Origin of the sequence: Kitasatospora sp. NPDC093806 (assembly GCF_040683335.1) — a bacterium.
Classification (GTDB): Bacteria; Actinomycetota; Actinomycetes; order Streptomycetales; family Streptomycetaceae; genus Kitasatospora.
The window spans coordinates 1-26,500 of the sequence record NZ_JBFBDO010000112.1 but is presented as its reverse complement, the minus strand read 5'-3'; the positions used below and the strand labels follow the sequence as shown (position 1 = coordinate 26,500).

Sequence of the window (26,500 nt, the reverse complement as noted above, 5' to 3'; positions counted from 1 at the left end):
GACTTCACCTGGGAGCGCACCGACCGCACCGAACAGCTGCGCAAGGCCGCCGGCGCCTGAGGCACCGCGTCCTGAGGCACCGTCACCGTACGGGCCCGCCCGCCCGGCTCCCCCCGGGCCGGGCAGGCGGGCGGCCCTGTCCCCGAGGAACTACTCCGCGTCCGGCGACACCAGCGTCAGCAGCCGGTGCGGACGCGCCAGCGCACGCGAGACCGGGTCCTGGCGCAGCCGGCCCTGGGCACTGGGCCCGGGGCGCATCGTGATGTCCTCGGGCGCGACCGTGGCGCCGCAGGCCGGGCAGGCGCCCGCCGGGTCCAGGCGGGTGCCGCAGGCGGCGTGGCTGAAGAGGGTGCGCGGTCCGCCGGTGGAGGCGTTGCGCTCGCCCCACTGGGCCAGTCCGTAGATGGGCTGCCACAGTTCGCGCCCGGCCGGGGTGAGGACGTAGCCGTGGCGCACCGGGGAGCTCTGGTAGGGCTCCTTGCGCAGCACGCCGGCGGCGACCAGGGCCTGCAGGCGGCTGGTCAGGACCGCGCGGGGGATGTCGAGGTGGGCGAGGAAGTCGTTGAAGCGGTGGACGCCGTAGAAGGCGTCGCGGACGATCAGCAGGCTCCAGCGCTCGCCGACCACCTCCAGGGCCCGGGCGAGCGAGCAGTCCTGCTGTGCGTAATCGGTTCCCAGCGCCATGCGGGCCAGTCTAACCGAAGGTTCCTTCACCGAACCCGGCGTGATAGATTCAGTTGAGTTCAGTGAACAGACCTGACTGTGGGCCCGGGTCCGGACCCGGCTCCGGGCCCCCTTCCCCCTCGCAGCGAGGACCATCCCGATGACGCCCAGCCCACCGCCCCAGGGCCAACGCCCCGCCCTCACCCTGTCGATCGCCGCGTTCGGCACCCTGCTCGTCCTGATCGACTACACCTCCCCGCTCACCACCCTCTCCCCCACCGCCGCCGACCTGGGCCTGGGCCTGTCCGCCCAGACCTGGGTGCTCACCGGCACCCTGGTGGGCCTGGCCGCGCTGCTGCTGACGATGGGCAGCGCCGCCGACGACTACGGCCGCAAGCGGGTGTTCGGCGCCGGCGCGGTGTTACTCCTCGTCTCCACCGCCGTCTCCGCCGCCGCCACCGGCCCCGCCGTCTTCCTTCTCGGGCGCGTCCTGCAGGGCTGCGCGGCGGCCGCGGTGCTGGCCCCCACCCTCGGATTGATCGGCCACGTCTACCCGGTGGGCCCGGGCCGGGTGAAGGCGCTCGGCATGTGGGGCGCCTCGGTGGGCCTGGGCATCGCGGTGGGCCCCGTCTACGCGGCGCTGCTGGAGAGCGCGGGCGGCTGGCGGGCGGTCTACTGGGTGCTGTGCGCGCTGTCCGCGGTGCTGATCGCGCTGAGCGCCTACGGCCTGCAGGAGTCGCGCAACGACCGGCCGCGCCGGCTCGACCTGCTGGGGGTGGCCACCCTGGCCGCCGGCGCCTCCTGCCTGATCGCCGGCCTCGCCGAGGGCCGGCACGGCTGGGGCCGCGCCCCGGTCCTGCTGCTGCTGGGCGCCGGCGTGCTGCTGCTGGCCCTGTTCGTCCTGGTCGAGGCCCGGGGCGCCGAGCCGATGCTCGACCTCGCGCTGTTCCGCAGCCCCGGCTTCATCGCCTCCAGCGGCGGCGCCCTGTTCACCGGCCTGGCGATCGTCGGACTGATGAGCTACCTGCCGATGGCCCTGCAGAAGTCCTCCGGGGAGAGCCCGTTGACGGCCTCGCTGGTGCTGGCGATCTGGTCGGGCCTGTCCGTGGTCTCCGCCCTCCAGGCCCGCCGCCTGGCCACCCGGGTCTCCGCCACCACCCAGGTCGCCGCCTCCCTGCTGCTGTGCGGGATCGGCGAGGCCGCCCTCTACGGCATGACCCCCGACGGGTCCTGGACGCACTTCGCGCCCGGCCTCGTCCTCGCCGGCATCGGCAGCGGCGTCCTGAACGCGGCGCTCGCCCGCCTGGCCGTCTCCAGCGTGCCCGCCGACCGCGCCGCGATGGGCTCGGGCGCCAACAACACCGCCCGCTACCTGGGTTCCGCGCTCGGCGTCGCCGTCACCCTCACCGTCGCCGGCCAGGCCACCGACGCGCGCGGGCCGCGCTACGCGATGGCCGCCGGCACCGACCACGCCGTCCTCGTCGCCGCCGCGCTGTGCCTGGTGGGCGCGGGCGTGGCGCTGTGGGCGCGGATCGCCGAGGCGCGCGGGGCGGACGCCCCGGCGCCGGCCGCCGCCCCGAGCCCGGCGGCGGTGTCCCGTGGCTGACCTCTCCCCCGCCTCCCCCGCCTCCCCGTTCCCCCTGCCCTCCGCCCACTCCGGCATCCTGCTGGAGCCCGGCCGCGGGCGGATCACCGTGCGCGCCGGCGGCGTCGTCCTGGCCGACAGCCATCGCCCGATCGTCGTCCTGGAGGGCCACCACCCCGTCCGCTACTACATCCCGCCCCAGGACGTGCGCCGCGAACTGCTCATCCCCTCCTGGGAGGACACCTACTGCCCCTACAAGGGCGCCGCCGTGCACTACGCGCTCGCCGCGGGCGGCGAGGGCGACGCCGTCGCCTGGTCCTACCCCGCCCCGCTGCCCGGCATGGAGGCCCTGGCCGGACTGATCGCCTTCTACCAGGAACGCGTCGACATCGCCGTCGAACCCTCCCGCTGACCACCCGGCTCCGCCCCCGTCGGGCCCGGACCCCTCGCACAGGGGTCCGGGCCCGCGGTTATGCCATTCCGCTGCGCGGACCTTCCCCCCGACGGCAGAATGCTACGCGGCGTAGCCGATCGCATACGGGATGGTGACCATGGGGCTGGCCGGCGACTACTGGGAGATCCTGGAGGACCTCGACGCCCGGCGCGGACGCGGCGGGCGCGGCTGGGTCGTCGAGGACACCGCCGCGAGGGAGCGGCGCAGGCGCGCGGGCGTGGTGCGGGCGCTCGCCGAGGACGCGCTGTGCGAACTGGCCCCGGACGCCGTCCTGGTGCAGCTCTCCGGCCCCGCCGTCCGGGGCTCCCGAGCGCCGGTCTGGGCCGCGCGCATCGCCCCGGCGGGGCGCGACGCGCTGCGCTACCGGCGCGAACGGGCCGCGCGCACCACCCCGTTGCTGCCCGAGCCGCCCGAGCCGGTGGAGGAGGGGCGCCGGGTGGTGCAGCTGCACGGCATCGACGTCGACACCCTGCGCGGCTTCCTCGCCACCGTCCCCGACCTGGAGGCCGGCGACATCCCCCTGGTGCGCGAGGTCCTGCGCCGCGCCCGCGCCGTCCCCGGCACCCGCCGCTGGACCCTGGCCCTCACCCCGGCGGAGGCCCGGGCCCTCGGCTACGTCTTCTGGCTCGACTCCCTGGTCGGTGGCAACCGCAGCCACCTCCACTTCCGCCGCACCTGCGGCGACCTCCTCCACGACGACCCCGCCTACCGCCTCCCCTGACGGGGCGCAGCCTCACATCCCGCGCTGCGGGCCGAACCGCTTCACCACCCGCTCCCCGGGCGAGCGGGGCAGGTCCTCGATGAGCAACGGCCCCGGGTAGAAGACGGCACTGCCCCGGCCCACCCTCTCTTCCCCGGCCAGATAGCCGTGCAGCCACTCGGCGAAGTCCAGCTCGTACTCGTGGAACCGCTCCCCGTCGCCGTCGCCGTCGCCGGAGAAGCCGACGACGCTCCAGGAGGCCCCGTCGGCGGCCCGGTGCAGGAAGACGGTCTCGCCCCGGTCCGTCCCCGCCACCGGGATCAGCCCGTCCGGACCGCCGAAGCGCGGGATCCCGCCCCGGAACGTGACCCCGAGGGCCCGCCAGTCGATCGCCTCGAAGGCCCGGATGTTCCGCTCCACCCGCTGCGCCAGGTTGAACTGCGCGGTGTCCGGGTGCCACAGGATCAGGTGACCGTTGAGCTGGACCGGGGCGTAGGCGGCCACGATCTCCTTGAAGTCCGCCGGCAGCTCCACCCCCAGCGAGGCCTCCAGCCCGCCCCACCCCCGCGGCTCCGGCCGCCCCGGCGCCCCCTCACCGAGCACCCCGGCGAGCCGGGCCCCGTACTCGCCCCCCGCTACGTTCCTGCCACCCGTCAACGTCGCCTCCCACCGTGCGATCCACGTGCGGGAGCATCCTCCCGGGTGGGCGGGACTTGAGGTAGAGCGCGTGTGCAACTATTGTCTGGTCATATAGCGCGTGGCCGCAAGCACTCGGGGCCGCCGGGCGCGCCGCCGATCCGACCGGGAGAGACGCATATGAGCACCACCCTCTTCACCCCCTACACCCTGCGGGAGCTGACCGTCCCCAACCGGGTCTGGATGCCGGCGATGTGCCAGTACAGCGCCGCGCCCGACGGCGCGGCCGCCGGGGTGGCGACGGACTGGCACTTCACGCACCTGGCGGCGCGGGCGGCCGGCGGGACCGGGCTGATCATCACGGAGGCCACCGCCGTCAGCCCCGAGGGCCGCATCTCCCCCTACGACCTGGGCCTGTGGAACGACGCGCAGCAGGAGGCGTTCGGGCGGATCACCGCCTTCCTGAAGGCGCAGGGCACCGTCGCGGGCATCCAGCTCGCCCACGCTGGACGCAAGGCGTCCACCGAGCGGACCTGGGTCGAGCGCGGGCGGGCGCTGGCGCCCGGGGAGGAGCACGGGTGGACGCCGCTGGCCCCCAGCGCCCTGCCCTTCTCCCCCGAGCGGGTGCTCCCCGAGGAGCTGAGCGAGGAGGGCATCGCCGAGGTGGTGCGCCAGTTCGCCGACGCCGCGCGGCGGGCGCTGGCCGCCGGGTTCCAGGTCGCCGAGATCCACGGCGCCCACGGCTACCTGATCCACCAGTTCCTCTCCCCGCACACCAACCGGCGCACCGACCGCTACGGCGGCTCGTTCGAGGGCCGGATCCGCTTCGCGCTGGAGGTCGTGGACGCGGTGCGCGCGGTGTGGCCCGAGGAGCTGCCGGTGTTCTTCCGCGTCTCGGCCACCGACTGGTTCGCGGAGAACCCCGAGGACGGGCGCGAGGGCTGGAGCGCGCAGGACACCGTGCGCCTGGCCAAGGAACTGCTCGCCCACGGCGTGGACCTGCTGGACGTCTCCACCGGCGGCCTGGTCCCCGACGCCCGGATCGAGGCCGCCCCCGGCTTCCAGGTGCCCTTCGCCGAGGCGGTGCGCAGCGGGGCGGGGATGCCGGTGGCGGCGGTGGGGCTGATCACCGAGGCGGCGCAGGCGCAGGAGATCGTGGCGTCGGGGCGGGCGGACGCGGTGCTGGTGGGCCGTGAGCTGCTGCGCAACCCGTCGTGGGCGCGGCAGGCGGCGGCGGTGCTGGGCGGCGAGGTCGCGGTCCCGGTGCAGTACCACCGGACCTGAGGGCGGGCAGGCCGACCTGAGGGGCGCGGCCGCGCGGGCCCGCCCCTTCCGCCGTTCGCCGGGGGGAGGCGGCGCATCGGCCGGCAGCTCCCTTTCCGGACCCTACGGGGAAGCAGGAAAGGGGGCTGTCGTCCGTTTCTCCCGCACAGAAGAGTCGTGAAGTGTACAGTTTGGTACATGAGTGACACCCTGCCGATCACGGAGGCCCGGGCCCGCCTCGGGACGCTGGTCCGGCGTGCCTCCCACGCCCGCGAGCGCATCACCATCACCGACCACGGCCAGCCCGCCGCGGTCCTCATCAACCCCCAGGAGCTGGCCGACCTCGAGGACGCCCTCGCCCTGGCCCAGTACCGGGCCCGGCAGGCGGCCGGCCAGACCGCAGCCGTGCCGCACGAGCAGGTCCGCGCCCAGCTCGGCCTGGGGCCCGCCGCTTGAGCCACACGATCATCTGGGACGAGCCGGCCATCAACGCCGCCGCCCGGTTCCTCAAGGACGATCCCGACGGCCTTCGGCAGGTCATGGACGCCGTCGACCTGCTCGCCCACTCCCCGCGCCCGCCGGGCTCCACGGAGTACGGCTCGCCCGACCTGCGCCGGATGCACGTCGGTCGCTACCGCGTCATGTACGAGATCACCGAGGCCACCGTCACCATCGTCGTGATCCACCTCGGCCGGCTCGGCTGACCACCCGGCAGGCACCATGACGGCCGGGCCGCTCGACCGTGAGGGCCCGGCCGTCGTCGTCGATACCGCCCGACCAATACCCGCCGGGGACATCGAGGGCGGGCACCCGCCCGAGGGCGCCCACCACCGCATCGGGCTCGTCGGCCCGCTTGACGCATGATCAGACCGAACGACGTGGCAGGGGTGGCGCGGGGGCGGCGGCCGGGGTGCGGTGGCGGCGTGCGGGGACGGGTGGGGGCGTGTGGGCGGGTGGGGTGGGCCGGAGTTTTCCGGAAGGGGACCCGCGGGCGGCGGGGGCTCTGGGATGCTCGCCGCGGCGCCGCACTGCCGGTGACCGTTCTCTCACGCAGGGTCATGGAGCGGGCGGGGTGGGCATGGAGTACACGGTCAGCGCGACGGTCCTGCTCGGTCTCGTCATCGTCGTGCGGCTGCGTCGGCGGGCCGAGGCGCGCGGCCGGCTGGACGAGGGCCTCACGGTGCTGAGCGGCATCGTGTTCGGCGTGCTGATCGCGGCCACGCCCTGGGGGCGGGCGGTCCTCGACCTGGTCGGGGCCGCCGCCCGCGCCACCCGCTGACACCCCGCCGCCCCCGGCCTCGTCAGAGCCCCCGCCAAAGCCCCTCCCGCCCGCGCCCGTCGCGGGGTTACGGTCGAAGTAAGCCGTGATGGGAGGCTCATCATGAGTTACACGCTGTTACACGGCGTATTCGTCATCCGCTACCCCGACCTCCCGCGCCAGGGCCCCGAGCCGGACGGTGACACCGTCAAGTTCCGGCCGGACAACCCCGCCCTGGTCGAGAACCTGCCCCGGCCCTCGGGACGGCCCCCGGGCATCAACGCCCGCGGCATCTCGGTGCGGCTGGAGGCCATCGACGCACTGGAGACCCACTTCGGCGAGACCCACCAGGAGCTGACCTTCGCGAACGCCGCCCGCGACCGGCTGCTGGCGCTGCTGGGGTTCACCGGCGTCACCTTCTTCGCCGACCAGCCGAACAAGATCGAATCGGCCGACCAGGACACCATCGCCGGCCACGTCCTCTCCAACGGCATCGACGCCAACGGACGGCTCATCGGCTTCGTCTACCCCGGCACCCCCGCCGAGGACGACGGGACGGACGTCCACCTGGAGACCGACCGCCTCGACCTCTCCGCCAACGCGAAGCTGCTGGCCGAGGGCCTGGTCTACCCGGCGTTCTACGCCACCCTGCCCGCCGAGCTGCGCGTCCACCTGGCGGTGTCCTCGCAGGCCGCGCGGGCCGCGAAGAGCGGCCTGTGGCCGAACGCGGCGGGCGACCCGGACGCCGGCTTCGCCGACGTCCCCGACCTGGAGGCGCTGCAGAAGCTGACGATCTGGCCCAAGCTGTTCCGGCGCCTGGTCTCCTTCCTGGCCACCGCCCCGCCCAACCTCACCGGCTTCGACGCCTGGCTGCGCCAGGACCCCGTGCACCGCGACGACCCGCTCTTCCTCCTCGACAAGGCCGAGCACGGCAACCTGCACGACGTCATCGCCGTCAACAACTCCGGCCAGGCCATCCAGCTCACCCAGTTCCCCGAGCACTTCATCATCAGCCCCGACCCCCCGCCCCCGGGAGCGCCCGTCCACCCCTGAGACCCGACCCGAAGCACAGGCGGCACGCCCTGGAAACGTGAGCCGCCGAACGGCCCGCGGGGCCCGCCGGTTCGAGGGAACCGCCGGGCCCCGCAGCCGTGTTCAGGAGCGGGCGGGGGTGTGTGCGGGGCGGGCGGGGCCGAGAGGGGGCGGGCGGGGCGCGGCGGCGGGCGGCCGGAAATTGCGGGGCGCGGACGGCGGCTCCCTCGCCATACTGGGCCACCGCCCGGGCGCCGGGAAGCCGCCGCGCCGGAACAAAGGGGGGAGCGCGCCCGTGGAGGATCCGCAGTTCACCGTACTGGTGACCGTACCCGGACCCGGCGGGCCCGAGGCCCTGCGGGCGGTGCGGGCCGTGACCGGGCTGAGCCTGTGGCGCAGCAGGCTCCTGCTCGACCGGGTGCCCGCCGCGGTCGCGCGGGACATCCCGTTCGAGAGCGCCGTCGCGGTGGTGCGGCGGCTGCGCGCGGGCGGCGTGGGCGCGGCCGTGCGCTGTGACTGGTGCGCGCGCACCGTGCCCGGCGACGGCACCCCGCTCGATCCGCTCCCGTGCGCCTCCCGGTTCTGGCCGAGCGCCCACTGCGCCGCGAACTCCCTCACCGCCTGCGACTGCGGCTTCTGCGCCGCCTACGGGCCGCTGCGCCCGCCGCCCTCGCTCGCGCCCTGACCCCGGGCCGCCGCCTGCCGGGCGGGGCCTCTCCGGCGCCGTTTTGGTCACGGAGGGTGAGGGTGGTGGCGGCGCGGGGTGAGGGGTGTGGTCGGGGCCACCGCGGGGCGGGTGGGCGGGGGGCGTTTCGTGCACGCCCCGGCGGGGGGTGGTCACGCGGTGTCGACGGTGTGCGCGGCCTCACAGCCTCCAGGCTGTGGCCCGGGCCACTTCCGGACCAGGTTCGATCTTGAAAATCGGGTCATTTGCCTTCAAATCTGCCCATTTTCGTGATCGTTACGGGCGGTAACCCCCCTCTGACGTGCCTGAACCTGCGATTCCTTGAATCCGGCGCCCCGGGCCCCGTACCTTCGAACTCGTTGCACCGAGCACGCCGCTCCCGAGGGACTCACCTCCCGGGGACGGAGCCGGTGCCAGACCACGCGAGCGTCGCGTCCCACGAAACCGACGGCCCTCCAGGGCCTGGTTCCGCACGCCCGCCGACCCCCTCCGAGAGGAAATTCATGACCTTCCGTAACGAGACCGCCACCGCCACCACCGCCACCAAGCGCCGCAGCCGCGTCCGGATGGCTCTGATGGCCGGGGCGCTCACCGCCCTGCCGGTGGCCGGCCTCGTCACGGCCACCGGGGCGTCCGCCGCGCCGGCCACCGTCTGGGACAAGGTCGCCCAGTGCGAGGCCACCGGCAACTGGGCCATCAACTCCGGCAACGGCTTCTACGGCGGTCTGCAGTTCACCTCCAGCACCTGGGCCGCCTTCGGCGGCACCGCCTACGCCCCGCAGGCCCACCAGGCCACCAAGGACCAGCAGATCGCCATCGGCGAGAAGGTCCTCGCCGCCCAGGGCCCCGGCGCCTGGCCCGTCTGCTCCGTCAAGGCCGGCCTCAGCAAGTAGCACCCGCCGCCCCCACCCCCTGGGGGCGCGCACCACGACCACGCCGCCGCACCCGGCACCGGACCCGCCCAGGGCCCCGGTCCCGAGTCGGCGGCGTCGTGCGTTCCCGGGACGGGAGCCCGTCAGGCCGGGGCGGGGGCGTAGGTCTTCGTGCCGGAGTACTGCCAGGAGGCGAACCGCCACGTGCCCAGGCGCAGATCAAGGCTCTGCCCCGGCGCCAGGGTGCCGCTCACCGTGATGTCGCGCGAGGTGCTGCCGCGGGACGCGGAGCAGCCGGTCTCCTCGGAGTCCTTCCAGCTCTCGTTGCCGGCGCCGTGCTGGAGCCAGACGGTGTGGGTGCCCTGGGTTTGGCAGCGGGCCTGGAGCATGCCGCGGACGGTGTAGGTGCGGTTGCCCTCGCCGCTCCAGGTCAGTTCACCGGAGAAGTGCAGGACCGCGATCGTGACGCCCGGGGACCTCTCGCGGTTGACCTGGAAGGAGACCGCCTCGCCGTGGGTCTCGGCGGCGGGTCCGTCGAGGTAGCGGTCGGCGCCGACCAGCAGCAGCACCTTCTCCCCCACCCGGGCGTCGGCGGCGATCATGCCCCGGGTGACGGCCTCCTGCCACTGGGGGGTGGCGGTGAGGTCGCGGATCATGCGCACGCCCTCGTCGTCGGCGAAGAACTCCTCCGCCTCGGCCAGGCGCCGCTCCACTTCCTGGCGGCCCTCCTCGTCGAGGTACTCGTCCGGGAGGACGTCGACCAGGCGCTGCACGTCGATGCCGGAGGACAGGAGGTAGGCGTAGGCGTCCTGGGCGGGGTCGGTCATGACGATGGCGTGGTGCAGACGGTGGCGGGTCTCGAAGTCCAGCGGCGCCGGGTCCCCCGCGCGTACGGACGCCGATGCGGACGCGGCGGCGCGCGGGGCGGGTGCGGGCGAGGCGGCGGCGGGGGCGGTGAGCGCGGTGGCCGCGGCCAGTGCGGCGCAGGCCGCGAGGGCGGCCCGGCCACTCCGGTTCATGTTCCTGTTCATATTCCTGTTCATGTCCATGCCGTGATCAACGACGCCGCGCACCGGCCGTCACCACCCCCTGCCGCCGGTGGCCCCGAACGGCCGGGCGTGTCACGGCTATTGACGCATGTTCCAACAGTGGCGATTCTCGTCCCACCGAGTACGCGGGACATGACACCCCCCGGGCCGGACGCCGGACGGACGCCGGCGCGGGCGGGGGCCGCCCGCGGTGCCGGTGCGCCCGTCCCCCCGGAACCCGGAACGAAGGCGGTGGCCGATGACCCGCACCCCCCACGCACGGCCCAGGCTGATCACCCTGCTCCTCGCCCTCCTCGCGCTGGCCTGCGGCGCGCTCACCGCGCCCGGCGCCGGCGCCGCGGACGGCCCCGCCTGGTGGGACCCCGTCCAGCGGCCCGTGCCCGACGCGCGGATCGGCGTCAGCGGCGAGCCGTTCAAGGGCACCGACGCGCAGGGGCGGGTGCGCGGCTTCGTCGACGCCCACGACCACCTGATGGCCGCCGAGGCCTTCGGCGGGCGCCTGATCTGCGGCAAGGCGTTCTCCGAGGCCGGCGTCGAGGACGCCCTCAAGGACTGTCCCGAGCACTACCCCGACGGCGCGCTGGACGTCTTCGACCTCCTGACCAAGGGCGACGGCCACCACGACCCGGTCGGCTGGCCCACGTTCAAGGACTGGCCCGCCCACGACTCGCTGACCCACCAGCAGAACTACTACGCCTGGGTGGAACGCGCCTGGCGGGCCGGCCAGCGCGTCCTGGTCAACGACCTCGTCACCAACGGCCTGATCTGCTCCGTCTACCCGTTCAAGGACCGCGGCTGCGACGAGATGGACTCCATCCGCCTCCAGGCCCGCAAGACCTACGAACTCCAGGACTACATCGACCGCATGTACGGCGGCCCCGGCAAGGGCTGGTTCCGGATCGTCACCGACAGCGCGCAGGCCGGCGACGTCATCCGCCAGGGCAAACTCGCCGTCGTCCTGGGCGTGGAGACCAGCGAGCCGTTCGGCTGCAAGCAGATCCTGGACGTCGCCCAGTGCTCGCGCGCCGACATCGACCGCGGCCTCGACGAACTCCACGCCCTGGGCGTGCGCAGCATGTTCCTGTGCCACAAGTTCGACAACGCGCTGTGCGGGGTGCGCTTCGACGAGGGCGCGACCGGGACGGCCGTCAACGCCGGGCAGTTCCTGTCCACCGGCACGTTCTGGACCACCGAGCGCTGCCCGGGCGAGCAGCACGACAACCCGATCGGCCTGGCCCCGCTGCCGGCCGCGCTCCAGCAGAAGCTGCCCGCCGGCGTCACCGTCCCCTCCTACGCGGCCGAGGCGCGCTGCAACACCCGCGGCCTGACCTCGCTCGGGGAGTACGCGCTGCAGGGCATGATGCGGCGCGGCATGATGCTGGAGATCGACCACATGGGCGTCAAGGCCGCCGGCCGCGCGCTGGACCTGCTGGAGGCCGCCTCCTACCCCGGGGTGATCTCCTCGCACAGCTGGATGGACCTGGGCTGGACGGAGCGCGTGTACGCGCTGGGCGGGTTCGTCGCGCAGTACATGCACGGCGCGCAGGCGTTCAGCGACGAGGCCGCCCGCACCCGGGCGCTGCGCGTCAAGTACGGCGCCGGGTACGGGTACGGGACCGACATGAACGGCGTCGGCGGCTGGCCCGGCCCGCGCGGGGCCGACACGCCGAACCCGGTGCGCTACCCCTTCCGCAGCGCCGACGGCGCCTCGCTGATCGACCGGGCCAGCGCGGGCACGCGCACCTGGGACCTCAACACCGACGGCGCCGCGCACTACGGCCTGGTCCCGGACTGGCTGGAGGACATCCGCCTGGTCGGCGGCCAGCAGGTGATCGACGACCTGCTGGGCGGCGCGCAGTCCTACCTCACCACCTGGGGCGCCGCCGAGCGTCACCGCGCCGCCGTCAACCTGGCCGCGGGCGCGGGCGCGTCGGCCTCCTCCAGCGAGTGGAACCCGTTCACCAGTTACGCACCCGGGCGGGCGGTGGACGGCGACGGCGGCACCCGGTGGGCCAGCGACTGGAGCGACGGGCAGTGGCTGGCCCTCGACCTCGGCGCCACCACCCTGGTCGGGCGCGTCACCCTGGAGTGGGAGCGCGCCTACGGGCGGGCCTACGCGGTGGAGGTGTCGGGTGACGGCGCCGCCTGGCACACCGTCTGGTCCACCACCGCCGGCGACGGCGGCCTGGACACCGCCCGCTTCACCCCCGTCCCGGCCCGGTATGTGCGCCTGCACTTCCAGCAGCGCGCCACCCAGTGGGGGTACTCGCTGTACGAGGTGGGCGTCTACCGCGCCTGAGCGGCCGGCCCGCGCGCCTGGGTGATCCGCCTCAGGCGCGCGGGCGCACGGAGGCCTTGTCGGCGTTGCCGGGCCAGTTGAAGTGGTTCTCCTGGCCGGCCCCGACGGTGGCGACCGGGGTGCCGGAGCAGTCGCCGTTGGTGTAGACGTCGACGGTGTCGCCCGTCTTGTTGGTGGCGTGGACCTCCAGCATGAGCGAGCCGAATCCGCCGCCCTTGCAGCCGGAGTCGCCGTTCCAGGTGAAGGCCAGGTCCTCGGAGTCGCACTCCTCGCCGCTCGGGGCGCAGTTCATGAACGACAGCTCGACGCCGCCCTCGGTGGCAGCGGCCACCGGGGCGGACCACAGCAGGGCGCCGGTGAGCGCGAGCGCGCAGGCGGGGGCGGTGAGGAGGGCGGGCAGGCGCCGGGGCTTCGTCATGGTGCGGGGCTCCTTCGGTCGGGTGCGGAGGGTCTCGTCACCTTCTCAACGACGGCTCCCGCGCCCGGTTGCGCGGTGCCCGGTCCGCTCAACGTCCGCCCCGGCATGCCTCGTTCAGTCCGAAAGCGGGGGTGATCCGAGCGGCGGCCCGCCGGAGGCGATCTCCCGCAGGGCCGCCACGTGCCGGGCCAGTGCGGTGCGGCCGGTGGCGGTGAGCGACAGCCAGGTCCGGGCGCGCTTGCCCAGGAAGGCCTTGCGGACCTTCACGTAGCCGGCCTCCTCCAGGAGCGCGATCTGCTTCGACAGCGCGGAGTCGGTGACCTCGACCGCGTCGCGCAGCGTCCGGAAGTCCGCCTCGTCCACCGCCGCCAGCGCGGCGGTGATGGAGAACCGCACGGGCGCGTGGATCACGGCGTCGAGCGACTTGCGCGGGTGCGTCACCGCGCGCCTTCCCCGGCCCGGCCCGCGGCCCTGCGGTCCAGGACGGCGATGACGAGGAACGGCGCGGCGCACAGGACGGCCCCCGGCCACCACCACAGGGGCTCGCCGGAGAAGCAGGCCGAGCCGACCGTGACGGTCACCGTGTACAGGCCGGCCCCGACCGCCGTGGTGACGGCGTAGTACGCCCGGTGACGGCGCGCCAGCACCGGGCGGGTCGCCGTGTAGAGAGCGAGGCCGAACAGCGGCAGCAGGAGCAGCACCGGGACGGCGTACGGGAGGGAGGGCTGGACGGCCAGGCCGTACAGGGCGGTCAGTGCCGTCGTCGCGGCGCCCGCCAGCACGATGAGCGCGGTCCGGGGGCGGGCGCGCCGCTCCCGCAGGCGCGTTGCCGTCGCGTCGGCGGACGCGAGGGCGTCGTGTGCTTCGTTCCTGTCCATCCTGTTGCCTTTCTGAGCCTGGTTCTGTGCCGGGTCCCGTCCCCGGAGTGCGGGATCGGGGTCCGTTAGGCCGTCTCGCCTTGGTCCCACCGGAAGGTGCGGACCGCCAGCGACACCGTCGCGCCGGCGGTGCCGAGCACGACGAGGACCGACAGCCACACCGGGTGCTGCGGCGTGCCGTTCGGCATCTGGGTCAGCATGAGGTCCGCGAAGAACGTACTGGGCAGCAGGCCCAGTGTCGTGCGCACGGCATCCGGCATGAGCTCCATCGGAAACGCGAGGCCGCTCAGGAACAGGGTGGCGAGTTGGACCAGCGTGCCGACGTTGGTGGCGGCGTCCGGCGAGCCGAGACGGCCGCCGATCAGGTAGCCGATGCCGCCGAACATGGCCAGGCCCAGGAAGGCGATGGCGAACAGCGCCGGCAGCCTGGCCGGTTCGGCCTTGCCGAGGACGACGGCCACGACGAGCAGGGCGACCGTCTGGGCGGTCACCATGACGATCCTGGGGAGCATGTGGGTGAGCACCAGACGGGCGCGGCCCACCGGCGTGGTTCCCAGCAGGCGCAGCGTTCCCTTGGTCCGCAACGTCGCCAGTGGTCCTGCCGTGACGGTCAGCGCGGCACTGGTGACGGCGAGGAAGACGGCCATCGGGATGACGAGTTGGACGAAGTCGGGGGTGCCGGGTTCTTTGGGGACGAGTGTGCCGATGGTGAGGAAGATCGCCAGCATGCCGAAGGGGAAGAACAGGGCGAAGTAGAAGTAGCGGGGCTCGCGCAGGAGTTCCCGCGTGTGGAGGCGGGCCAGTTCCCGGGTGGCGGCGGAGGTCACGTCGGCGTTCCTTCGGTGTCCGTGGCCTTGTCGAAGGACAGGCCGGTCAGGTGTCGGAAGACCGCCTCCAGGCCGGCTTCCCTGAGCTGGATGTGGTGTGCCGCGAGCGGTCCGGTGAGCAGGGCGAGCACGGCGTCGGAGTCGCGGGTGCGGACGGTGACGCGGATGCCCTCGTCGACGGCTGTGCTGTCGACGCCGGACACGTCCCGGGCGGCGTGCAGGGCGGCGAGGTCGGTTCCGGCGGCCACGGTGAACTGGACCTCGCGCGCGGGTGCGTACCGGGCGATCAGATCGTCGGGGGCTCCGCAGGCGGCGACCTTGCCACGGTGGAGGACGGCCACCCGGTCGCAGAGCGTCTGGGCCTCCTCCATGGAGTGCGTCGACAGCAGCACGGTGTTGCCGCTCTCGCGGTGGCCGCGGACGGCGGCCCACAGTTCCTGGCGGGCGTTGGGGTCCAGGCCGGTGGACGGCTCGTCGAGGACGAGGACGCGGGGGCGTGAGATGAGGGCCGTGCCGACGAGGAGGCGCTGGCGCTGGCCGCCGGAGAGTTTGGCGACCCGGACGTCGCGGGAATCGGCGAGGCCCATCCGCTCGATGATGGCGTCCGGGGTCTGCGGGTCCGGGTAGAAGGAGGCCCAGACGCCGAGGAGTTCGGCCACCGTCTGCTGCTCGAAGAGCGCGGCCTGCTGGGGCTGGACGGCGACCTGCCGGCGGACCTCGTCGCGCTGCACGGCGGGGTCGAGCCCGAGGATCCGCACCGTCCCGGCGGTGGGACGCCGCAGACCCACCAGCATCTCGATGGTGGTGGTCTTGCCGGCGCCGTTGGGGCCGAGCAGGCCGAAGATCTCGCCGTGACTGACCGTCAGATCGATGCCGTCGACGGCGATCGTGGTACTGCCGGCTCCGTTGTACCGCTTGGTGACGCCGACGAGTTGGACCGCCGCTTCCTGCGGTCGGGCCTCTGGGCGGCGCAGGGGTTCGGTGTCGAGTTCGGGCATTCCGAGTCAGCCTCTCGTGGGTCGTTCCGAGATCTCGCCGAGCGTTGCCGTGTGCGTTTCCACCATGGCATTCACTTTCAAGGTTGGCAAGTGGATGCCACGGTGGAATTCGCTGCGCCCGTAGGGAAGTTGGGGGTTCAGGAGGGCGTGGAGAGCGCGCCGCCGGCCCGGACGCCGGCCGCCAGCACGCCCAGCAGGCTCTCCTCGGCCGGTACGAAGCCCCAGCGGTTGAGATCCATGTGCAGGTAGTGGAGCAGCAGCACGGGCCGGGGCACGGGGTTGCCGTCGTTCTCGGCCCCGTCGAGCGTGCGCACGACCGTGTCGACGTGCGCCCGCACGGCCTCCAGTCGGCGGCCGTCGGGCACGGCCGCGGCGGTGCCGCCGGCCGCGCGGACCAGGAGACGGCGCCGCTCGCCCTGATCGGGTGCGGCGACGGCCAGTTGACGGCCCCACTGGCGGCGGTGCGCCGTCCAGAACGCCGTCCGCGTCCCCTCGTCGGGCAGTGCCGCCCGGGTGACGGAGTCCATGTAGCGCACCGCCAGGGCGGCCCGGGCGAAGAGCGGCTCCAGGGCGTCGATCCGCTGGTCGGCGTACAGGCGGGTGGAAGCGGTGAACAGCTCCTCCGCGCGCCGCACTCCGGCGGTGCCGCCGTACTTCGCCAGTTCCGGCGCGTACAGGTCGCACCGTACCTGTCTCACCAGGGGCAGCCCCTGCGGCACCGAACCGGGGACGATTCGGTCGGTGGCGGCCGGGTCTGCCAGGGTGCGCAGCAGCCCGGTCAGTTCGGGCAGCCGGTCGTGGACGCGGTCCGCCCCGTCGGGGGGACAGGCCAGGCGCAGGCGCAGGTGGTGGCCGCTCATGTCCCAGTAGCGGGTGAAGAACCACGCCGTCGCGCTCTCGTCGGCGGCGCGCGCGGCGAGCCAGGGGACGAGGACGCGCGCGGCCTCGTCCATGAGGTCCGGGTGCCCGGGATAGGCCCGCACGTACCACCAGGCGGTCGAGCCGCGACGGTCGTTCACGGTCGGTACTCCTTCGGCCAGGACAGCAGGGCCGCGTGCTCCGTGACGCGGGCGCGGCCGCGGTGGTCGCGCTGCGGGTGTGCGGCGCGTGCGGGCAGGGCCTCCACCATCCGGACGTGGCGGGTCGACGGGCTCAGCCATTGCCGCAGCACGGCCACGGACAGCGGGGAGGCCAGGGACACCCACATCGGTTTGCGGTCGTGGGTCACGGCGAAGCTCCCGCCGAGCTGGTGGACGAAGACCTCTTGCGGGATCCCGTGGGTGCGGCGGAACCCGTCCCACCGCACCGCGGATTCGACGTCGTCCTCGCACGCCGCGGGCAGCAGGCCGGTCGGCACGATCCACGAGGCGCGGGCGGTGACGATCCTGTCGTGCGGGCCGTCGGTGACACGGGGCAGGGCGACCACGTCGTCGCCGCAGTGCGGGCGCAGCGCGTTCGCCTTGGTGATCGTGTAGTCGGAGTGGGGTGATCCGTCGACCCAGGGGTCGGCCAGCACGGCGAGAAGCCGTACGTACGACTGGAGCAGGTGCTGCGGGACGAGTCCCAGGTAGGCGAGGCCGACGGGGTCACCGGAGCGGTCGAAGAGGGAGAGCGTGCCGGTTGCCGGATCGTGGGCCAGCACGGTGTCGTCCAGCGTGATCGCGCCGGGGGCGCCGACCTCGCCCGGCAGCACCAGGGGCGGGAGGAGCCCGCCGCACTGTGCCTGAACGGTGCTGCAGTCCGTCCACACCACCAGTTCCCGGCAGTGCGTGCCCGCCCAGCAGTGTTCCACGTGGGCGGCGAGGCGGTCCCGGAAGCCGTCGCCGAGGAGTCGGGTGAACCGGGTGAACAGCGCGCCGCTGCCCGCCCCGAACTGGTTGACCACCAGGCGGTACCGGCCGGCGGCCACGGCTTCGGCGTCGGCCGCTTCCAGTTGGAAGTAGACGCCCGCGTTCGGCGGTGCGCTGGTCGGTCCGACCGGCAGCCAGGCCCGTCGGCCCGGATCGTCGCGGCTCGTGAGGTCGGCGAACAGGGCGCGGTCGAGCGGCGGGTTGGCGTCGCGGTCGACGGTGAGGCGCATGAGGAATCCGAGCGGGTCTCGGCAGAGGCCTCCGGGGCCGTACTCGGCTACGAAGGCCTCCAGCAGGAGGTCGTAGAGGTGCGATCGGAAGAGGTGCGGGCGCATCCGCTCGCCCAGCGTCCTCAGGTCGGCGCGCACCTGCGGCACGTCCAGCGGGTCGGGGAGCTCCAAGTCGCTCTCGCGGTCCTCGTAGACGAGGCCGCTGGGCCTGCGCTCCCCCGGGTCGCGGTGTTCGTGCCAGCCGGCGGCGAGCGCCTGGAGGCCCGCGGCGGCGGCGATCCGCTCCCGTACGGACCCGGCGTGTGCGCCGGCACCGAGTGTGTGGGCCCGGGTCAGGTCTGCTGCGGGGACGGGCGAGGCGTGGTCTGCGACCGCTTCGGCCAGGGCCGGGAACGGGTCCTCGCCTCGTCTCCAGGGCTGCACGGGGTGGAGGAGCCCGGCGTCGAGGAGCCGCAGGAAGCGGCGGAAGGGGCCGGCGCCGCCGAGGTGGGTGAGCAGCGCGTCCAGCGTGACCTCGGCCGGCAGGCCGGCCAGGACGCGCACGGCATGGTCCGCCTCCACCGCGCGGTCCTGGCGCCAGACGACGCCCCCGGTGAGGAGTACCTCGCTGTGCAGCAGCAGCCCTTCGGGCTCCGTCGGGGTGCCGGGACGCACCGGTGCCACCCGGTAGCGCAGCAGCCCTGCGGTGCGCTCGTCGCGTGCGAGGCGGGCCAGTGCCAGGTGGGCCGTGGTCGCGGAAGTGCGGCTGTGTGCCCGGCCCCGGCCGGCGGTGCCGGCCTCGCCGATCGTGGTGAGGCCGGAGAAGGGACTCGTCTTGACAGCGGCCCGCGCGACGTACGAGTACAGGGTCTTGAGTGTGCGCGTCGACCGGTCCCTGGGGTCGGCATGCCCCATCCAGTCCGGCGCCGCCAGTGCGAGGGACTCGGCGAACCCGGGTTCGTCCAGGGCGCCGTGCAGGCGGCGCACCGCGCGGGCCCGATCGTGCTCGATCTGGATGCCGAGCCGGTCGCGCAGGCTCTGCCGTTCTCCCGTGAGCCGTATCCAGCCGTCCAGTGCCGCCGATCCCGCCGTGGGGAGCCGGGCGCGCACGGCGGCGGCGACGGCGGTGTCCCACGGCAGCTCCTCCAGCCGGTTGACCTGTCGTTTGCCGGCCAGGACGCGGCGGCGCAGCGGTATGTCGTCGTCCAGCAGCGGCACGAGGGCGAACAGCGCACCGGTGAGGTCGTCGGCCAGGCGCGGCAGCCGGGCGGAGATGCCCGCGAGTTCGGCGAGGAGTTCTCCGGTGGCCGGTGTCACCAGGTCCAGGACGTCGGCCGGCAGGCCCGCGACCCGTGTCAGCAGCAGTGGGGAGATCGTCACGGTCACCGGCCCACCACCGCCAGCGCGAAGTCCGCGGTCAGCGGGATCGCGTGGAGCATGGCGTAGGCGAGGAAGCACACGTAGGCCGCCGAGGCCAGGGCGTAGGCCAGGTGCGCGCGGCGGGCCCCGGTTCCCAGGTTGGCCAGGTGCTCGGGGAGCGGCTTGCGCGCGAGGGTGTGGCGCAGCAGTGTGAACGCGCGGTCGCGGGCGTTCGCCTGCCCGGTCGCGGCTTCCAGGGCCGTGTAGCCGTCGCTCGGCATCAGCGGGTTGAGGTTGACGACGAGCAGGAAGAACTGCATGCCCAGCAGGAACACCGTCGTGTCGCGGACCAGTCCGGAGGAGTTGAGGGCCGTCAGCGCCACCAGTCCGCAGAGCACTCCGTCGCTGAGGATGCCGGCCATGGCCAGGACGACGCGGGCGCTGCGGCCGCGTACGCGGTAGGCGTCCGTGCGGTCCACGTAGGCGACGGGCATGAAATAGAAGAGCAGTGCCACGCCGAGGCCCCGGATCGGCACCTTGAGGTACTGGGCGACGAGGGCGTGTGCCGTCTCGTGCGCCAGGACGATCAGCGGCATGACGGCGGTGGCGATGAGGAAGGCGTGTCCGGCCAGGTCCTGCAGGGCCGGGGTGCGGGTGAGGTAGGTGTGGATGCCGAGCCCGTACCCGGTGGCCGCGCCGAGTACGGCGAGGAGGACGAGCAGCCCGGCCGGCAGGGCGCGCAGGAGGCGGGCGACCGGCTCCAGGAGGGTGGGGAGCGAGCGGGTGATCACGACGCGGGGCATCAGCATCGACGTGCGGACGCGTCGGCCGGTGCCGGCGTTCTTGGCGGTGGGCGGCGGCGAACCTTCCAGCAGGCCGCTGTGCTCCAGGCTGGCGAGGAAGGTGTCGAGTTGGCGGGTCAGCGCCTCGGCGCGGATCCGGTCCGCGCGGGAGAAGAACGCGACGAGGTCGTCCCGGGTGCGCGTGCCGTCGAGGAAGCCGAGCACCTTCTCCCCTGCGGGGGTGATGCGGTGGTAGTGCCCGGTCACCGGATCGAAGATCAGCGGAATGTCGTCCATTCCGCGGATGACCTCCAGTTCCTCTCGGAGCTTGGGTGGCGAACTGATCACTGCGTCCAACCTCTGCTGTCGTGCCGGGCCCCGGGGTCGTGCGGGCGGGCCCACTTGACCCCGGGCCTGCGTGGCGGGATGCTGCGGGGATTGCGAGGACCACCCGTTCCGGGTGCCCGTGCGGGCACCCGGAACGGGCACGGAGCCGGCTCCGGCGGGACGGTGCCGAAGGTGTCAGCCGTTACGGCGCCGCCCGCCGGGCCCGGTCACCCGTAGGTCGAGGCCGAGGTGAAGCTCGACGCGGAGGAGGCCGGGCAGGACGCCGAGCTGGCGGATCCCGCGCACGCGAAGCAGCCCAGGGCGTTGCCCTCGGGCAGTTCCTCGACGGTGAGTGCCTCGTCCAGCGCGTACAGGTCGAGGAGGCTCTCGGTCGTGAGTTCGTTCATCTGTGTCACTCCTTTCTGGGGATGGTCGGGTCGGGGGGCCGGTGCGCTGTGGGCGCGCTCAGCCGAAGGTGGACGCCGAGCCCACGCTCGCCGCCGAGCTGCCCGGGCAGGACGCGGTCGAGGCGGAGGACGCGGAGAACCAGCAGCCCAGGGCGTTGCCCTCGGGCAGCTCCTCGACGGCGAGGTCGCCGTCGAGGGCGTACAGGTCGAAGAGCTCCTCGGTGGTCTTGTCGCTCACTGATCGGCTTCCTTTCGATCGGTTGGTGCGTGTGGTTTCGGCCAGGACGGGCCGGGTGGCGTCAGCCTTCTCAGCCCGCGCAGTTCGCGGTCATGATGCTGCCGGCGCTGCTCGCCGGGCAGCTCGCGGTGCCCGCGGTGGAAGCGGTGCTGAAGGTGGCCAGCGCCACCCCCTCGGAGATCTGCTCCACGAACAGCCCCTCGTCGCCCGCGTCCACCAGGTGCAGATCCAGCTCCAGTGCCGTGATGTCGCTCATCTGTCGGCCTGTCAGGTGTAGCTGGAGAAGGACGTGAACGAGGAGGCCGAGGTCGCCGGGCACGAGGCGCTCCCGACGGTCCCGGCGGTGGAGACCGAGGCCAGCGCGTTGCCGTCGGCCAGCGTCTCCAGTTCCAGGGAGTCCTCGAGCATCTCGTCGAGGACGTAGAGTTCCAGGTCAGCCATGGGGGTTCCCCCTTTCTGTGTCGGGTGGGGCTAGGCCGAGCACTGAGCGGTCATGATGCTGCCGGCGCTGCTCACCGGGCAGCTCGCGGTGCCGGCGGTGGAAGCGGTGCTGAAGGTGGCCAGCGCCACCCCCTCGGGGATCTGCTCCACGAACAGCCCCTCGTCGCCCGCGTCCACCAGGTGCAGATCCAGGTCGAGCGCGGTGATGTCGCTCATCCGATGTCCCTCCCTTCTTTTTCTCGTACGGTTCACCGGTGGCCGGTCGGCCCCGGAAGCGTGTGGGACGGCAGCCCGGGGGCGCCGCCGAGGGCGAGGGCGAACAACTGGTGGCGGGTGGCGCCGTCGCTGCGCAGGCAGTGCCGTACGGAGGCGGGGATGAAGCCCGCGAAGACGGTTCCCACGAGGCCGACGGCGACGGCGTCGAGCCACATCGTGTACGCGGCCGCCGCGGCGCGGGTCATCAGCATGCGGTAGCCGTGCGCGCCGTGCAGCCTGCTCGCCCGGTCGAGGTCGGCGGCGACGGAGACGATGGCGGCGGCGTCGCAGAACTCCCGCTGCAGCGTCAGGTCGTGCAGTGCCTGCGGCTCGGGCAGCGGCGCGACCCGGGTGTACGTGCGGGCCCCGGAGTCCAAGCGGAACATTCCCGGCTCCAGCCCGTCCAGCCGGAACGCGACGACGTCCGTCTGCAGGGTGCAATCCTCCTGCTCTTGCGGCCAGGTCTGGGTGTCGGCGTCGACGCCGCGTGCCACGATCTCGGCGAGGAGCGCCGCGGGGACCGGGCCGGGGTCGAAGAGGCGTACGGAGCTGCGGCGTTCGAGCGCTGTCAGGAGCCCGGCCCGTTCGCGTCCGTCGGCGTCGAAGCGGACCGGCGGACCCATCGGTGCGGGGGCCGGTGCCGTCGGCCGTGGTGGTGCGTCGGCGGCGGGCGCGGGATTTCGGAAGGCTGCGATGAGTTCGGCCGCGAGGTCGTGTGCGCTGGCCACCTGCGGTGTTGTGGTGCTCACTTGTCGCCTCCCAGGTCGATCACGGCGGTGACCGGTTCCACGTCGGGGCTGATGCCCAGCGCGGACGCGACGGCGTCGTCGTCCCACCGCGGGCGGGGCGTCAGGCCGATGCCGAGTGTGCGGGCCGCGGCGCGGGCGGTGGCCTGGGCGCAGCCGCCGTCCAGCAGGACGATGCGCAGCGCGAAGGCCGAGTACTTGCGGGCCACCTTCGGGAAGTCGCCGGTCAGGACGAGCGTGGCCGGCGCGGCGCCGCCGATGCCTGTGGTGGCGGACGCCAGCCGGGCGAGGCGGTGTTCCGTGGGCACGTAGCCGTACACCCCGGGGGCGAGGCCCGCAACGTCCCGGATGACGGCGTACGCGATGACCGAGCCGATGTTGCCTCCGCTGGCCGTCCACCGGGACACGCGTTCCTCACCGTCCGTCTTGATGCCGGCGGTGACGGCCAGCAGGAGGGAGAGGGCGTGGGCGTCCAGTGGCGTGTCGTCTTCCTCGTGTGCGAGACGGTCGTACCCGGGGGACGGCAGCTGAACGGCGGGGGCGACCGGCCAGGTGCGGGAGACCCGCTGGAGGGCCAGGTTGGACGGCTTGTAGTGCATCTGGTGCGCTTTGAGGTCGGCGAACTCCTTCGGCGGCATGGCCACCGACGCCTCGAAGCGCGTCGCCAGGGCGGCTCGCTCCGTCAGCGGGCCCGGGGTGGCGCAGCATCGGGGGCAGCCGGGCCGGGTCGGCGACGAGGTGTCCTTGTGGGCCAGGGTCTCCAGGTCGACGACCCGCCAGCGCAGTGGCAGTGGCGAGGGTGTCGTGCGGGATACCGCGGCGAACAGGTCGTGGGCGAGGAGTGCCGCGGCGAGTCGGCGGTCTGCGGGCCGCTGCGGCCGGTCGTCGTCGGCCGGGTCCTGTACGGACAGGCACTCCAGGCAGGGGGTGGTCCGCGGGTCGACGAGGGGGCCGAGGGCGGCGCCGCGGCCGTGGACGCGCAGCCGTAGCAGGGGGACGCCCTTGTCCCAGCAGTGGTCCGCGAGCCGGGTGCGCCCGCGGTCGTCGGTGGCGCCGTCGTGCTCGGCCCACACGACGAGTGTCGTGTCCTGGGAGGGCAGGGTGTTGTCGTGCGGTACGGCCGGAGCGGCGACGGAGACGGCGACGGAGCCGGCGAGTTCCTCGCGGAGCAGGGCGGCCAGGTCCGGGTCGCCGAAGACCTCGACGCGGGCGCCGCGCAGCCGGGCCGCCGCCTGCTCCCAGGAGGCGTTGGCCTCGGTGGCGCTGCCGACGCGGGACAGGAAGTCGGCGAGCCGCCCGTCGGTGGCGGCGGTGCTCGTGGCCGGCCGGTCCGTGCCGCCGGTCCGTGGCGGGCCTTCCTCGATCACTCCGGACGCCCAGAGCAGCGACACCGCCTTGAACACGCTTTCCTCGGGCCTTTCCAGTGCCGCGGCGATCTCGGCGTGGGTGCGAGCGCCGTCGAGCAGGGTGAGGAGGGCGGGCAGCAGATCGGCGGCGGACCTGCCCCGGAACATCTGCTTCTTCGGGGTGCCCGTCACCACCACCTGGTCCGGTTCGGTACTGATCACCAGGCCGCGGCGGACCCGAGGCCGCCGGGGGATGCGCAGTTGGGGGTCGAAGCGGGCGGCGGCGCCGATCGACTCCGCCGTGATCATGGACTGGCCGGTCACCGGTTCCGCCCTTCGTCGATCGTCGCGAGCGCGCGCCACAGCGGCTCGCTCGTGGCCTGTGCGCGGCAGCGCGTGCAGCGGTCGACCGCCACCACCGACGACCTGCTCGTGGTCCCGGCGATCTGGTCGAAGCGGCGTACGGTGGCGTACGGCGCGTTCTCCTCCGGGCCGCGGAGCGCCTCGTCGACGGCGTGCAGCGCGAAGGCCGCCGCGATGCCGACGTGGTGCCGCGGGTAGCCCGTCGGGTAGCGGTCGTCGCCCGGTGCGGCCGTGTGTCCGGGCCGCTGGTGCTGGTCCCGGCGGCGGACGTAGCACCGGTGGCACGCGGTGCGGCCGGGGACGACGACCGGGCCGCACAGCACGTCGGTGGCGGTGGTGTGGATGCCGAACCAGGGCACGCGCCAGTCGAACGCGGCGTGGTCCAGCGCCTCGGCGATGCGGGGCCGCTCCTGGGACGTCGCCAGGACGATCAGGTCGGCGTGCGGCCACAGGCTCGGATGGGTGCCCTCGTCGATCTCCTGGACGGTCACGTCGTGCGTGTCGCAGTCGCGTTCCAGCCGGCGCGCGACGTCCTTGCCGAACGGTCCCGACGCCAGGACGAGCAGATGACGGTTCATGTCGGTCCTCATGCGAAGGGCTGCGGGTGGGAGTTGACGCCGGATTCGCCCTGCGCCGGGTGGCCCATGGCGCGGGGGGCGGCGTAGAGCCTGGGGTGGGCGAGGTAGCGGGCGCGGTGGGCGAACGACAGCGGCATCAGCTGCGGCACCATGACGCGCACGACCGTGGCGCCCACCTGCCGTGCCTCGTCCGTCGTGAGGTCCACGACGATCACCTCGCACCCGGCGCGTGCCAGCCGCTCCAGCAGCCACGGCAGGTCCTGCGCGCCCTGGCCCGGGCGTGGCAGCTCGGAGAGACGGCGTACGGGCCGGTCGCCGTCCAGGAGGAAGTCGAAGCGGTGGCGCTGGTCGCGTGGCCCCGCCAGCAGTGCCCCGTCGATCACGCTGACCGTGTCCTCGGGGTTGTGCGGGCGGCTGCTTCGGCCCGCCATGGAACGCAGCGCGATCCGCAGGGACGCGGCCTCGCGGTGGAGCTTGGCGACGGCCTTGCCGGGATCGGTGTCGCAGGTGGCGACCACCAGTTGCGCCAGGTCCCGGTCGTGGTAGGCGAGTTGGACGCCGTAGACGACGGGGACGCCCAGGTCGGTCGTCGCATCGAACAGCAGGGTTCGGATGTTCTCGGACTCGGCGCGTTCCACATAGGCGCGGTGCGCCGGGGACAGTTCGCCCGGGTCCACGACCAGGCGCGGCAGGCGCAGCCGTTGCAGCCAGGTGAGCGCGATGGCATCGCGTTCGACCACTTCCAGCAGGCCGTTGGCGATGGCGGCGAGCGGGTCGGTGTGGGTGGCGCAGCCGGTCGAGACGGGGTGGACGTGGCGTTCCGCGGCGGACTCCGGGGGGCACTTCAGGTAGACCTGGACGGCCGGCACGTACACCTTGCGTCCGCGCGCGAAGGACCAGCCCTCCACCCAGCGCAGCGGCACCTTGGGGTCGGTGGGCACCAACCCGCAGCGCGCATCGGCCAGTTCGGTGTCCGAGCAGGTGGGCCACTGCCCGGGGGCGATGGCGTCGTCACCGAGCTCGGCGGCCGTGGCCCAGACCATGTCCCGCGGGGACCAGGCGCAGGAGGAGTACCGCTCCAGCGACTCGGCGGTGGCCAGGTGCGCGGCCGTCTCACGGTCGAGCGCGCCGCCGGCGCCGTCGAAGTTGCCCGACGCGGGGTCGTGCGACCATGCGGACTGGCTGGCGAGTACGGCGCCGGGGTTGCCCAGCGAGCCGGAGAAGACCGGGAAGTCGGGCTCCCCTTCGGTGACGGGCAGCCAGGTCAGCCTGGACACGAGTCCGTAGGGTGACACCAGCTTGCCCATCCCGCGCAGGGACGCGGGGACAGCCGCGCTTGGGGGCGTCGCTCGGAGCGTCCTCAATTCCCAGGCCTCCTTGTCGAAAGATCCGCCGGTGGACGGCGGGAATTAGGGTCCGGTCCCGGGTTTCCGGGAGCGTCTGGAAAAGGGCATTACTGGAACGTCGGATACCGTTCGGCGGCGCGTGCGCGCGCGGGCGGCACCGCCTCCCAAATGGAGCACGAAGCACTGGCGTGGCGGGAGTTGGCATGTTTGACTCGCGTCGCGGAACCGTGCTCCGCCGGGTTCGTACGTCACCGCGAACGGTTCCACTCTCTACACGCGGTGGACCGGCTGGTGCGCTGTTCACGCAGACCCAGAATTTCTGACACGGGGGGATGAACAGCTTGAACGAGGCGCTCGAGGAGAGCTTCGCGGCCTATGTGAGGGATGCACGACCGGCACTCAGGCGCAGTGCCTTCGTGCTGGTGGGAGACTGGTTCGCCGCGGACGATCTCGTACAGCAGACCTTGCTCGCCCTGTACCGGCGTTGGGACCGCCTGGACCGTCATCACGCTCTGACCGGCTATGTCCGAACCGTCATGGTGCGGCTCTTCATCAGCGACCGGCGGGCGCACCGCTGGACGTGCGAGCTCTTGAACGACACCCCACCGGAACCGGCACCGGTACCCGAGGACGCCG

At 73.6% G+C, this 26,500-nt stretch carries 31 protein-coding genes and 1 pseudogene; 12 read left to right on the top strand and 20 right to left on the bottom strand.

All coding sequences use genetic code 11. The annotated features are described in order from the left end of the window. Positions 1–150: 150 nt before the first annotated feature. Positions 151–684: a helix-turn-helix domain-containing protein gene (locus AB0N76_RS33360; RefSeq protein WP_363563653.1), complete on the bottom strand. Its 534-nt coding sequence runs from the start codon at positions 682–684 to the stop codon at positions 151–153. A 139-nt stretch (positions 685–823) separates the two neighbouring features. Between AB0N76_RS33360 and AB0N76_RS33355 the strand changes: the two genes are divergently transcribed. From AB0N76_RS33355 to AB0N76_RS33345, 3 genes are all read left to right on the top strand, one after another. After that, positions 824–2,269 carry an MFS transporter gene (locus AB0N76_RS33355; RefSeq protein ID WP_363563651.1) on the top strand — a complete coding sequence of 482 codons (1,446 nt, stop codon included), beginning with the start codon at positions 824–826 and terminating at the stop codon, positions 2,267–2,269. Then, a complete protein-coding gene (locus AB0N76_RS33350; protein WP_363563649.1) occupies positions 2,262–2,660 on the top strand; it encodes a DUF427 domain-containing protein in 399 nt (132 codons plus the stop codon). Before AB0N76_RS33355 ends, AB0N76_RS33350 begins: the two co-directional genes overlap by 8 nt. 130 nt (positions 2,661–2,790) lie before the next feature. Continuing rightward, complete coding sequence (locus AB0N76_RS33345; RefSeq protein ID WP_363563647.1) at positions 2,791–3,423, top strand: hypothetical protein; 633 nt, start codon at positions 2,791–2,793, stop codon at positions 3,421–3,423. Between the two features lie 12 nt (positions 3,424–3,435). Here the strand turns inward: AB0N76_RS33345 and AB0N76_RS33340 are convergent, their stop codons facing one another. Continuing rightward, positions 3,436–4,059, bottom strand: coding sequence for an SMI1/KNR4 family protein (locus tag AB0N76_RS33340; protein WP_363563645.1), 624 nt, complete (start codon positions 4,057–4,059; stop codon positions 3,436–3,438). Between the two features lie 159 nt (positions 4,060–4,218). On the opposite strand from AB0N76_RS33340, the gene AB0N76_RS33335 reads away from it, so the two are divergent. From AB0N76_RS33335 to AB0N76_RS33305, 7 genes and pseudogenes are all read left to right on the top strand, one after another. After that, positions 4,219–5,322, top strand: a complete 1,104-nt coding sequence (locus AB0N76_RS33335) for an NADH:flavin oxidoreductase/NADH oxidase (RefSeq protein WP_363563643.1) — start codon at positions 4,219–4,221, stop codon at positions 5,320–5,322. 177 nt (positions 5,323–5,499) lie between these two features. Continuing rightward, entirely contained in the window at positions 5,500–5,757 is a 258-nt protein-coding gene (locus tag AB0N76_RS33330; protein WP_363563641.1) for a type II toxin-antitoxin system Phd/YefM family antitoxin, read from the top strand. Further along, positions 5,754–6,005, top strand: a complete 252-nt coding sequence (locus AB0N76_RS33325) for a type II toxin-antitoxin system RelE/ParE family toxin (protein ID WP_363563639.1) — start codon at positions 5,754–5,756, stop codon at positions 6,003–6,005. Before AB0N76_RS33330 ends, AB0N76_RS33325 begins: the two co-directional genes overlap by 4 nt. Positions 6,006–6,379: 374 nt before the next feature. Next, positions 6,380–6,580: a hypothetical protein gene (locus AB0N76_RS33320; RefSeq protein ID WP_363563637.1), complete on the top strand. Its 201-nt coding sequence runs from the start codon at positions 6,380–6,382 to the stop codon at positions 6,578–6,580. Positions 6,581–6,682: 102 nt separating this feature from the next. Continuing rightward, positions 6,683–7,612 carry a hypothetical protein gene (locus tag AB0N76_RS33315; RefSeq protein WP_363563635.1) on the top strand — a complete coding sequence of 310 codons (930 nt, stop codon included), beginning with the start codon at positions 6,683–6,685 and terminating at the stop codon, positions 7,610–7,612. Positions 7,613–7,886: 274 nt separating this feature from the next. After that, on the top strand, positions 7,887–8,276 hold the full coding sequence (locus AB0N76_RS33310; RefSeq protein WP_363563633.1) for a hypothetical protein: 390 nt from the start codon (positions 7,887–7,889) through the stop codon (positions 8,274–8,276). A gap of 499 nt (positions 8,277–8,775) precedes the next feature. Further along, positions 8,776–9,166: pseudogene (locus AB0N76_RS33305) on the top strand (transglycosylase family protein); the annotation flags it as partial. A gap of 125 nt (positions 9,167–9,291) precedes the next feature. On the opposite strand, the gene AB0N76_RS33300 reads toward AB0N76_RS33305, so the two are convergent. Next, positions 9,292–10,167: a hypothetical protein gene (locus AB0N76_RS33300; protein ID WP_363563631.1), complete on the bottom strand. Its 876-nt coding sequence runs from the start codon at positions 10,165–10,167 to the stop codon at positions 9,292–9,294. 268 nt (positions 10,168–10,435) lie between these two features. Between AB0N76_RS33300 and AB0N76_RS33295 the strand changes: the two genes are divergently transcribed. After that, entirely contained in the window at positions 10,436–12,496 is a 2,061-nt protein-coding gene (locus AB0N76_RS33295; protein WP_363563629.1) for a discoidin domain-containing protein, read from the top strand. Positions 12,497–12,527: 31 nt separating this feature from the next. On the opposite strand, the gene AB0N76_RS33290 is transcribed toward AB0N76_RS33295, so the two are convergent. The 17 genes from AB0N76_RS33290 to AB0N76_RS33210 all read right to left on the bottom strand — a co-directional run bounded on the left by AB0N76_RS33290 (position 12,528) and on the right by AB0N76_RS33210 (position 25,795). Next, complete coding sequence (locus tag AB0N76_RS33290; RefSeq protein WP_363563627.1) at positions 12,528–12,914, bottom strand: hypothetical protein; 387 nt, start codon at positions 12,912–12,914, stop codon at positions 12,528–12,530. 114 nt (positions 12,915–13,028) lie between these two features. Beyond that, a complete protein-coding gene (locus tag AB0N76_RS33285; RefSeq protein ID WP_363563625.1) occupies positions 13,029–13,355 on the bottom strand; it encodes a transcriptional regulator in 327 nt (108 codons plus the stop codon). Then, positions 13,352–13,792 (bottom strand): hypothetical protein, encoded by a 441-nt coding sequence (locus AB0N76_RS33280; protein WP_363563623.1) that lies wholly within the window; start codon positions 13,790–13,792, stop codon positions 13,352–13,354. The genes AB0N76_RS33285 and AB0N76_RS33280 overlap by 4 nt, the downstream gene beginning before the upstream one ends. Before the next feature lie 65 nt (positions 13,793–13,857). Next, positions 13,858–14,619, bottom strand: coding sequence for an ABC transporter permease (locus tag AB0N76_RS33275; protein WP_363563622.1), 762 nt, complete (start codon positions 14,617–14,619; stop codon positions 13,858–13,860). Further along, positions 14,616–15,617 (bottom strand): ABC transporter ATP-binding protein, encoded by a 1,002-nt coding sequence (locus tag AB0N76_RS33270; RefSeq protein ID WP_363563620.1) that lies wholly within the window; start codon positions 15,615–15,617, stop codon positions 14,616–14,618. Before AB0N76_RS33270 ends, AB0N76_RS33275 begins: the two co-directional genes overlap by 4 nt. A gap of 137 nt (positions 15,618–15,754) precedes the next feature. Beyond that, the gene (locus tag AB0N76_RS33265) at positions 15,755–16,636 is read right to left on the bottom strand and encodes a thiopeptide-type bacteriocin biosynthesis protein (protein ID WP_363563618.1); all 882 of its coding nucleotides are present in this window, start codon (positions 16,634–16,636) and stop codon (positions 15,755–15,757) included. Beyond that, the gene (locus tag AB0N76_RS33260; protein ID WP_363563616.1) at positions 16,633–19,056 is read right to left on the bottom strand and encodes a lantibiotic dehydratase; all 2,424 of its coding nucleotides are present in this window, start codon (positions 19,054–19,056) and stop codon (positions 16,633–16,635) included. The genes AB0N76_RS33265 and AB0N76_RS33260 overlap by 4 nt, the downstream gene beginning before the upstream one ends. A gap of 2 nt (positions 19,057–19,058) precedes the next feature. Continuing rightward, the gene (locus AB0N76_RS33255; protein ID WP_363563614.1) at positions 19,059–20,114 is read right to left on the bottom strand and encodes a hypothetical protein; all 1,056 of its coding nucleotides are present in this window, start codon (positions 20,112–20,114) and stop codon (positions 19,059–19,061) included. 257 nt (positions 20,115–20,371) lie between these two features. Continuing rightward, positions 20,372–20,551, bottom strand: coding sequence for a thiocillin family RiPP (locus tag AB0N76_RS33250; RefSeq protein WP_363563612.1), 180 nt, complete (start codon positions 20,549–20,551; stop codon positions 20,372–20,374). 58 nt (positions 20,552–20,609) lie between these two features. Continuing rightward, positions 20,610–20,789, bottom strand: a complete 180-nt coding sequence (locus tag AB0N76_RS33245) for a thiocillin family RiPP (RefSeq protein WP_363563610.1) — start codon at positions 20,787–20,789, stop codon at positions 20,610–20,612. Between the two features lie 70 nt (positions 20,790–20,859). Further along, complete coding sequence (locus AB0N76_RS33240) at positions 20,860–21,045, bottom strand: thiocillin family RiPP (protein WP_363563608.1); 186 nt, start codon at positions 21,043–21,045, stop codon at positions 20,860–20,862. A gap of 11 nt (positions 21,046–21,056) precedes the next feature. Further along, positions 21,057–21,230, bottom strand: a complete 174-nt coding sequence (locus AB0N76_RS33235) for a thiocillin family RiPP (protein ID WP_363563606.1) — start codon at positions 21,228–21,230, stop codon at positions 21,057–21,059. Between the two features lie 30 nt (positions 21,231–21,260). Further along, on the bottom strand, positions 21,261–21,446 hold the full coding sequence (locus AB0N76_RS33230; protein WP_363563604.1) for a thiocillin family RiPP: 186 nt from the start codon (positions 21,444–21,446) through the stop codon (positions 21,261–21,263). A gap of 32 nt (positions 21,447–21,478) precedes the next feature. Beyond that, positions 21,479–22,234, bottom strand: a complete 756-nt coding sequence (locus AB0N76_RS33225; RefSeq protein WP_363563602.1) for a nitroreductase family protein — start codon at positions 22,232–22,234, stop codon at positions 21,479–21,481. Continuing rightward, on the bottom strand, positions 22,231–23,901 hold the full coding sequence (locus tag AB0N76_RS33220; protein ID WP_363563600.1) for a nitroreductase family protein: 1,671 nt from the start codon (positions 23,899–23,901) through the stop codon (positions 22,231–22,233). The genes AB0N76_RS33225 and AB0N76_RS33220 overlap by 4 nt, the downstream gene beginning before the upstream one ends. Next, positions 23,898–24,518 carry a TOMM precursor leader peptide-binding protein gene (locus AB0N76_RS33215; RefSeq protein ID WP_363563598.1) on the bottom strand — a complete coding sequence of 207 codons (621 nt, stop codon included), beginning with the start codon at positions 24,516–24,518 and terminating at the stop codon, positions 23,898–23,900. Before AB0N76_RS33215 ends, AB0N76_RS33220 begins: the two co-directional genes overlap by 4 nt. 8 nt (positions 24,519–24,526) lie before the next feature. Beyond that, positions 24,527–25,795: a YcaO-like family protein gene (locus AB0N76_RS33210; protein WP_363563596.1), complete on the bottom strand. Its 1,269-nt coding sequence runs from the start codon at positions 25,793–25,795 to the stop codon at positions 24,527–24,529. A 410-nt stretch (positions 25,796–26,205) separates the two neighbouring features. Here AB0N76_RS33210 and AB0N76_RS33205 point away from each other — a divergent pair. Further along, on the top strand, positions 26,206–26,500 hold a 295-nt coding region (locus AB0N76_RS33205), incomplete at its 3' end, for a sigma factor (RefSeq protein WP_363563594.1).